The organism is Pseudomonas sp. NFIX49, assembly GCF_900115915.1.
GTDB classification, from domain to species: Bacteria; Pseudomonadota; Gammaproteobacteria; order Pseudomonadales; family Pseudomonadaceae; genus Aquipseudomonas; species Aquipseudomonas pharyngis.
On sequence record NZ_FOYE01000005.1, the window covers coordinates 619,864 to 626,974 of the forward strand.

The following is a 7,111-nucleotide window of genomic DNA, read 5'->3' on the forward strand; positions in this document are numbered from 1 at the left end:
TTTGCGGGTTTCAAGTAAAACACCGTTACCGGATCTGCAACAACGCGGCAAATTGTCCGACGGTTTGCGCAAACAAAAACGCCCCGACAAGTCGGGGCGTTCGGTGTTGCCGGCGAGGGTTACTCGACCGCTTTGACCATGTCTTCGATGACTTTCTTCGCGTCGCCGAACACCATCATGGTCTTGTCCAGGTAGAACAGTTCGTTGTCCAGACCGGCATAGCCGCTGGCCATCGAGCGCTTGTTGACGATGATGGTCTTGGCCTTGAACGCTTCGAGGATCGGCATGCCGGCAATCGGCGATTTCGGATCGTTCTTGGCAGCCGGGTTGACCACGTCGTTGGCGCCCAGCACCAGCACCACGTCGGCCTGACCGAACTCGGAGTTGATGTCTTCCATCTCGAACACCTGGTCGTACGGCACTTCGGCCTCGGCCAGCAGTACGTTCATGTGGCCAGGCATCCGACCGGCCACCGGGTGGATCGCGTATTTCACGGTCACGCCATGGTGGGTCAGCTTCTCGGTCAGCTCTTTCAGCGCGTGCTGTGCACGGGCCACGGCCAGGCCGTAACCCGGAACGATGATTACGGTGTCGGCGTTGGTCAGCAGGAAGGTCGCGTCGTCAGCCGAACCGGATTTCACCGGACGGGCTTCCTTCTCACCGGCAGGACCGGCTTCTGCTGTATTGCCGAAACCGCCGAGCAGTACATTAAAGAAGGAACGGTTCATCGCCTTGCACATGATGTACGAGAGGATCGCACCGCTCGAACCCACCAGGGAACCGGCAATGATCAGCATCGAGTTGTTCAGCGAGAAGCCGATACCCGCCGCCGCCCAGCCGGAATAGCTGTTGAGCATCGACACCACCACCGGCATGTCGGCGCCGCCGATCGGGATGATGATCAGCACGCCCATGACGAACGCGAGAGCCAGCATCAGCGCGAACGCGGCGAGGTTGCCGGTCAGCATGAAGGTGACGCCGAGGATCAGCGTCGCCAGACCCAGTACCGCGTTCAGCTTGTGCTGACCGTTGAACTGTACCGGTGCACCCTGGAACAGACGGAACTTGTATTTGCCCGACAGCTTGCCGAACGCGATCACTGAACCGGAGAAGGTGATTGCACCGATGGCGGCGCCCAGGAACAGCTCCAGACGGTTACCCGCCGGGATCGAGTCGCCCAGTTGCTTGACGATGCCCAGCGACTGCGGCTCGACCACGGCAGCAATGGCGATGAACACCGCTGCCAGACCGATCATGCTGTGCATGAACGCAACCAGTTCCGGCATCTTGGTCATTTCAACGCGTTTGGCCATGATCGAACCGGCGGTGCCGCCGATCAGCAGGCCGACGATCACGTAACCGATGCCAGCAGTCGCCAGCTCGGCGCCCAGCTTATAGATGAGGCCGACCGTGGTGATGATTGCCAGTGCCATGCCGAGCATGCCGAACAGGTTGCCGCGGCGCGACGTGGTCGGGTGCGACAGGCCCTTGAGGGCCTGGATGAAGCAGATCGACGCGATCAGGTAGAGCGTCGTGACGAGGTTCATGCTCATTACTTAGGCGCCTCTTCTTTTGCTTTCGGGGCTTTCTTCTTGAACATCTCAAGCATGCGGCGGGTCACCAGGAAGCCACCGAATACGTTGACCGCGGCCAGTGCCACGGCGAGGGTGCCCATGGTCTTGCCCAGAGGGGTGACGGTCAGTGCGGCGGCGAGCATGGCGCCGACGATCACGATCGCCGAAATGGCGTTGGTCACCGCCATCAAAGGCGTGTGCAGCGCGGGTGTAACGTTCCATACCACGTGATAACCGACATAAATCGCCAGCACGAAGATGATCAGGTTGTAGATACCGGGGGAGATAAGCTCTTCCATCGTCTGAATCCCTGCTTAGGCGTTTTTGCGGATGACTTGGCCGTCGCGGCACATCAGGCACGCGGCGACGATGTCGTCTTCGAGGTTCACTTCGAACTGGCCTTCTTTGGTAAAGACCAGCTTCAGGAAGTCCAGCAGGTTGCGTGCGTACAGCGCCGAGGCGTCTGCGGCGACTTCACCGGCGAGGTTGGTCGGGCCGACGATGGTCACGCCGTTCTCGATCACGACCTGATCGGCCACGGTCAGCGGGCAGTTGCCACCCTGTGCTGCCGCGAGGTCGATGACCACCGAGCCGGGTTTCATCTGCGCCACGGTGTCCGCGCTCAACAGCGTTGGTGCCTTGCGGCCCGGAATCAGTGCGGTGGTGATGACGATGTCAGCCTGCCTGGCGCGCTCGTGCACGGCCTGGGCCTGACGCTGCATCCAGCTCGCCGGCATCGGGCGTGCGTAACCACCGACGCCGACCGCGCATTCGCGTTCTTCATCGGTCTCGTAAGGCACGTCGACGAACTTGGCGCCGAGGGATTCGATCTGTTCCTTCACGGCCGGACGTACGTCGGACGCTTCGATGACGGCACCCAGACGTTTCGCCGTGGCAATCGCCTGCAACCCGGCCACACCAGCACCCAGAATCAGCACGCGCGCCGCTTTCACGGTGCCCGCAGCGGTCATCAGCATCGGCATGAAGCGCGGATAGTAGTGGGCGGCCAGCAGCACCGCCTTATAGCCGGCAATGTTCGCCTGGGACGACAGCACGTCGAGGCTCTGGGCCCGGGAGGTGCGTGGCGCCGCTTCCAGGGCGAACGCGGTAATCCCGCACTCGGCCATCTTCGCGATGGTGTCGTTGTTGAACGGGTTGAGCATGCCCACCAGCACCGTTCCGCGCTTGATCAGCGTCAGTTCGGCATCGCTTGGCGCGACCACTTTGAGAATCAGCTCGGCGCCAAACGCGTCATTGGCACTGCCAATGGTTGCGCCTGCCGCTTCATAGGCACTGTCGACAACGCTGGCTTTAACGCCGGCGCCGGTTTGCACAGTGACCTTATGACCTTGGCTGATCAGCTTTTTAATGGTTTCCGGGGTTGCAGCAACCCGTGTTTCACCGGTCTGGGTTTCGAGAGGAACACCAATGTGCACGTCAAATCTCCTGCGTGATCTTATTGAGTAAACCCATGCACTACGGATGGTGCGACTGGGGCGGCCGATCAGCACGATCCCGCCAAATCAGGGCGGGGCGCGGCATTTTGCAGGCGAAGTTTATGCCCTTCAAGGGATTATGACGGGTGACGGAAAATTAACTACAAGTCATCCCGTGACCGAATGTCGCAGATGGCCAGTTGAATCCCTTGCAGGCCGTGCCTTTCAAGGAGTCTGGATGAATTTGAAGAATTTTCTCATCGGTGACGTGAATAGGTCGCAATGAGTCGCGAATGAGGGCGCAAAGCCACGTCGTCAGGCGCTTGTGGGACGTCTGTACGACTTTCGGATACAGTCTGTCTATTTGCGACAAATAGTTATATCTGTAGGGCTTTGGTTTTCCTGACTACGGGGTTAGTAATCGCTGAGGCCCTTTATCCTTCTAGGTTGTAGCTGTGTGCCTGGTTCACCAGCCAATCGCGAAAAGCCTTGAGTGACGCCGATTCGACCTTTCGCTCCGGAATCATCAGGTAATACGCCTTGATGCTGGAGAGCGCGTTTGGGTTGGCAATCACCAGGCGTTTCTCGGCCAGTTCGCGCTGAATCAGGAACGGTGGGATCAGCGCGATGCCCATGTCGTGCATGGCAGCCTGGGCCAGCATGGAGAATAGCTCGTAGCGCGGACCTGTCATGTCGCGGGGGATGTTCAGGTGTTGCGAGTTGAACCACTGTCGCCAGGCGTAGGGGCGGGTGGTTTGCTGGAGCAGCGGCAGATCGGCGATTTTATCGGGTGTCAGATGCGTCTTGTTGCCGAGCAGGGCGGGACTGCATACCGGCATCGGATTCTCGCCCATCAACCTGTGGGATTCGGTACCGGACCAGTCGGCATCGCCAAAGTAGATGGCGGCATCGAAGTCAGTGTCGGCAAACAGGAATGGGCGCGTGCGATTCGTCAGGTTGACCGTCACTTCCGGGTGCTTGAGCTGGAAGTCCTTCAGCCTTGGCAACAACCATTGCGTGCCGAAGGTGGGCACCACGGCGAGTTCGATCACGTTGGTACCTTGCTGGCCCATCACCGACAGGGTGTCGCGTTCAACGGCGTCGAGTTGAGTGGCAACCCGGCGGCTGTAGGAAAGGCCCGCTTCTGTCAGTTTCACCCCGCGACGCGAGCGTCGGAAGAGTTCGACGCTGAGGAAGTCTTCCAGGCTGGCGATCTGTCGGCAAATGGCGCCCTGGGTGAGGGAAAGTTCTTCGGCGGCCTTGGTAAAGCTCTCGTGACGGGCGGCGGCTTCGAAGCTGATCAGGGCGGTGGTGCTGGGTATCTTGCGGCGCATGTACGTCAACCTCACTAATACATCGCTTAATCGGCATTTCGCGACGTTTCGGAGTGAGAAATTAGCACAACAGGATGCGAAATCCTCGTTTGCCGGGATGGCGAAGCGGGCCTAGGATCAATGCCACGTTAATTCACCCGATTTGCGAGGACTCACTCATGGGCGGTAAAGCTAGCTTCAACTGGATCGATCCACTGCTGCTGGATCAACAGCTGACTGAAGAAGAACGCATGATCCGCGACACTGCCGAGCAATTCGCCCAGCAGAGCCTCGCGCCACGCGTTCTGGAAGCCTTCCGCCATGAGAAGACCGATCCGGCGATCTTCCGTGAAATGGGCGAAGTCGGCCTGTTGGGCGCAACCATTCCCGAGCAGTACGGTGGCAGCGGCCTCAACTACGTCAGCTATGGCCTGATTGCCCGTGAAGTCGAGCGTGTCGACTCTGGCTACCGTTCGATGATGAGCGTGCAGTCTTCGCTGGTGATGGTGCCGATCAACGAATTCGGTACCGAAGCACAGAAACAGAAGTACCTGCCGAAACTGGCTTCCGGCGAGTGGATCGGCTGCTTCGGTCTGACCGAACCGAACCACGGCTCCGACCCGGGCGCGATGATTACGCGTGCACGCAAGGTCGATGGCGGCTACAGCCTGACCGGCGCCAAGATGTGGATCACCAACAGCCCGATCGCCGATGTGTTTGTGGTCTGGGCCAAAGATGATGCCGGCGACATCCGTGGCTTCGTACTGGAGAAGGGCTGGAAAGGCCTGAGCGCCCCGGCGATTCACGGCAAGGTCGGCCTGCGGGCTTCGATCACCGGCGAAATCGTCATGGATAACGTGTTCGTGCCGGAAGAGAACATCTTTCCGGACGTGCGTGGTCTGAAAGGTCCGTTCACCTGCCTCAACTCTGCACGTTATGGCATTTCCTGGGGTGCGCTGGGCGCGGCCGAGTTCTGCTGGCACACCGCTCGCCAGTACACCCTGGATCGTCAACAGTTCGGCCGTCCGCTGGCCGCTACTCAGTTGATCCAGAAGAAGCTGGCTGACATGCAGACCGAGATCACCCTGGCGCTGCAAGGCTGTCTGCGTCTGGGCCGCATGAAGGATGAGGGCACTGCTGCGGTTGAAATCACTTCCATCATGAAGCGCAACTCTTGCGGCAAGTCTCTCGAGATCGCTCGTATGGCGCGTGACATGTTGGGCGGCAACGGGATCTCTGATGAGTTCGGTGTGGCCCGTCACCTGGTCAACCTGGAAGTGGTGAATACCTATGAAGGTACTCACGACGTTCACGCGCTGATCCTCGGTCGTGCGCAGACCGGCCTGCAGGCGTTCTATTAATAGGAGAGCGACCATGGGCGCGCTGTCGCATCTACGGGTACTGGATTTATCGCGAGTGCTGGCCGGCCCATGGGCCGGGCAAATTCTTGCCGACCTTGGGGCGGAAGTGATCAAGGTCGAGCGCCCGGGCAATGGTGACGACACTCGCGCCTGGGGGCCGCCCTTCCTGAAAGACGCCTATGGCGAGAACACCAGCGAGGCGGCTTATTACCTGTCGGCCAACCGCAACAAGCAATCGGTGACGATCGACTTCACGCGTCCCGAGGGTCAGAAGCTGGTAAGGGAGTTGGCAGCCAAGTCCGACATCCTTATCGAAAACTTCAAGGTGGGGGGGCTGGCGGCTTATGGCCTGGATTACGAGTCGCTGAAGGCAATCAATCCGGATCTGATCTATTGCTCGATCACCGGTTTCGGTCAGAGCGGACCGTATGCGAAGCGTGCGGGTTATGACTTCATGATCCAGGGGCTCGGCGGTCTGATGAGCCTGACCGGGCGGCCCGAAGGTGATGAGGGTGCGGGGCCGGTGAAGGTGGGTGTGGCGCTCACGGATATCCTGACGGGGCTGTATTCGACCGTGGCGATTCTGGCGGCGCTGGCCCACCGTGATCACGATGGTGGTGGGCAGCATATCGATATGGCTTTGCTGGATGTGCAGGTGGCGTGCCTGGCCAACCAGGCGATGAACTACCTGACGACGGGCACTGCGCCAAAGCGGCTGGGGAATGCGCATCCGAATATTGTGCCGTACCAGGATTTTCCTACGGCTGACGGCGACTTCATTCTCACGGTGGGTAATGACGGGCAGTTCCGCAAGTTCGCCGAAGTGGCGGGGCAGCCGCAGTGGGCGGATGATCCGCGTTTCGCGACTAATAAGCTGCGGGTGGCGAACCGTGCGGTGCTGATTCCGCTGATTCGTCAGGCGACAGTCTTCAAGACGACTGCAGAGTGGGTGGCTCAGCTGGAGCAGGCGGGTGTACCGTGTGGGCCGATCAATGATCTGTCGCAGGTGTTCGAGGATCCACAGGTGAAGTCTCGCGGGTTGGCGATTGAGCTGCCTCACGCGCTGGCGGGGATGGTGCCGCAGGTGGCCAGCCCGATTCGGTTGTCGCGGACTCCTGTCGAGTATCGCCGTGCGCCTCCTTTGCTGGGCGAGCATACGCTGGAGGTTTTACAGCGCGTGCTGGGCTTGGGGGCGGGTGCAGTGGCTGCGATGAAGGAGGATGGAGTGCTCTGAGAGTTCTCTCTATATAGAAAGGGTGCTGAATCCTTCTTCTATATAGAAGGACTTGAGTGCTTTTTGGCCTATCGGCAAGTTATTGAAAGAAAAGCGAAATTAAGTGTTGACGGCAGATTCTGAGTCTCTATAATTCGCCCCACTTCCGGCGCAGTCGAAACGGAAAACTCCTTGAGATTCAATGAGTTAAGTA

General features: G+C 59.5%; 6 protein-coding genes. 2 read left to right on the plus strand and 4 right to left on the minus strand.

What is annotated here, in order from left to right; translation table 11 throughout:
• Positions 1 to 119 precede the first annotated feature (119 nt).
• The 4 genes from BMZ46_RS17795 to BMZ46_RS17810 all read right to left on the minus strand — a co-directional run bounded on the left by BMZ46_RS17795 (position 120) and on the right by BMZ46_RS17810 (position 4,344).
• A complete protein-coding gene (locus tag BMZ46_RS17795) occupies positions 120 to 1,553 on the minus strand; it encodes an NAD(P)(+) transhydrogenase (Re/Si-specific) subunit beta (protein WP_074689735.1) in 1,434 nt (477 codons plus the stop codon).
• Positions 1,553 to 1,873, minus strand: coding sequence for an NAD(P) transhydrogenase subunit alpha part 2 (locus BMZ46_RS17800; RefSeq protein WP_003220416.1), 321 nt, complete (start codon positions 1,871 to 1,873; stop codon positions 1,553 to 1,555). The genes BMZ46_RS17795 and BMZ46_RS17800 overlap by 1 nt, the downstream gene beginning before the upstream one ends.
• A 15-nt stretch (positions 1,874 to 1,888) precedes the next feature.
• Positions 1,889 to 3,010 carry a Re/Si-specific NAD(P)(+) transhydrogenase subunit alpha gene (locus BMZ46_RS17805; RefSeq protein ID WP_039764785.1) on the minus strand — a complete coding sequence of 374 codons (1,122 nt, stop codon included), beginning with the start codon at positions 3,008 to 3,010 and terminating at the stop codon, positions 1,889 to 1,891.
• Positions 3,011 to 3,444: 434 nt separating this feature from the next.
• Positions 3,445 to 4,344 (minus strand): LysR family transcriptional regulator, encoded by a 900-nt coding sequence (locus tag BMZ46_RS17810; RefSeq protein ID WP_074689734.1) that lies wholly within the window; start codon positions 4,342 to 4,344, stop codon positions 3,445 to 3,447.
• A gap of 158 nt (positions 4,345 to 4,502) precedes the next feature.
• Here BMZ46_RS17810 and BMZ46_RS17815 point away from each other — a divergent pair, with 158 nt between their 5' ends.
• Positions 4,503 to 5,684 (plus strand): acyl-CoA dehydrogenase, encoded by a 1,182-nt coding sequence (locus BMZ46_RS17815; RefSeq protein ID WP_011331834.1) that lies wholly within the window; start codon positions 4,503 to 4,505, stop codon positions 5,682 to 5,684.
• A gap of 13 nt (positions 5,685 to 5,697) precedes the next feature.
• Positions 5,698 to 6,918 (plus strand): CaiB/BaiF CoA transferase family protein, encoded by a 1,221-nt coding sequence (locus BMZ46_RS17820; protein ID WP_074689733.1) that lies wholly within the window; start codon positions 5,698 to 5,700, stop codon positions 6,916 to 6,918.
• Positions 6,919 to 7,111 lie beyond the last annotated feature (193 nt).

Bases quoted from the DNA above. Each gene is read 5' to 3' on its own strand.
- BMZ46_RS17795 (WP_074689735.1), bottom strand. From the start codon at position 1,553: ATGAGCATGAACCTCGTCACGACGCTCTACCTGATCGCGTCGATCTGC.
- BMZ46_RS17800 (WP_003220416.1), bottom strand. From the start codon at position 1,873: ATGGAAGAGCTTATCTCCCCCGGTATCTACAACCTGATCATCTTCGTG.
- BMZ46_RS17810 (WP_074689734.1), bottom strand. From the start codon at position 4,344: ATGCGCCGCAAGATACCCAGCACCACCGCCCTGATCAGCTTCGAAGCC.
- BMZ46_RS17815 (WP_011331834.1), top strand. From the start codon at position 4,503: ATGGGCGGTAAAGCTAGCTTCAACTGGATCGATCCACTGCTGCTGGAT.
- BMZ46_RS17820 (WP_074689733.1), top strand. From the start codon at position 5,698: ATGGGCGCGCTGTCGCATCTACGGGTACTGGATTTATCGCGAGTGCTG.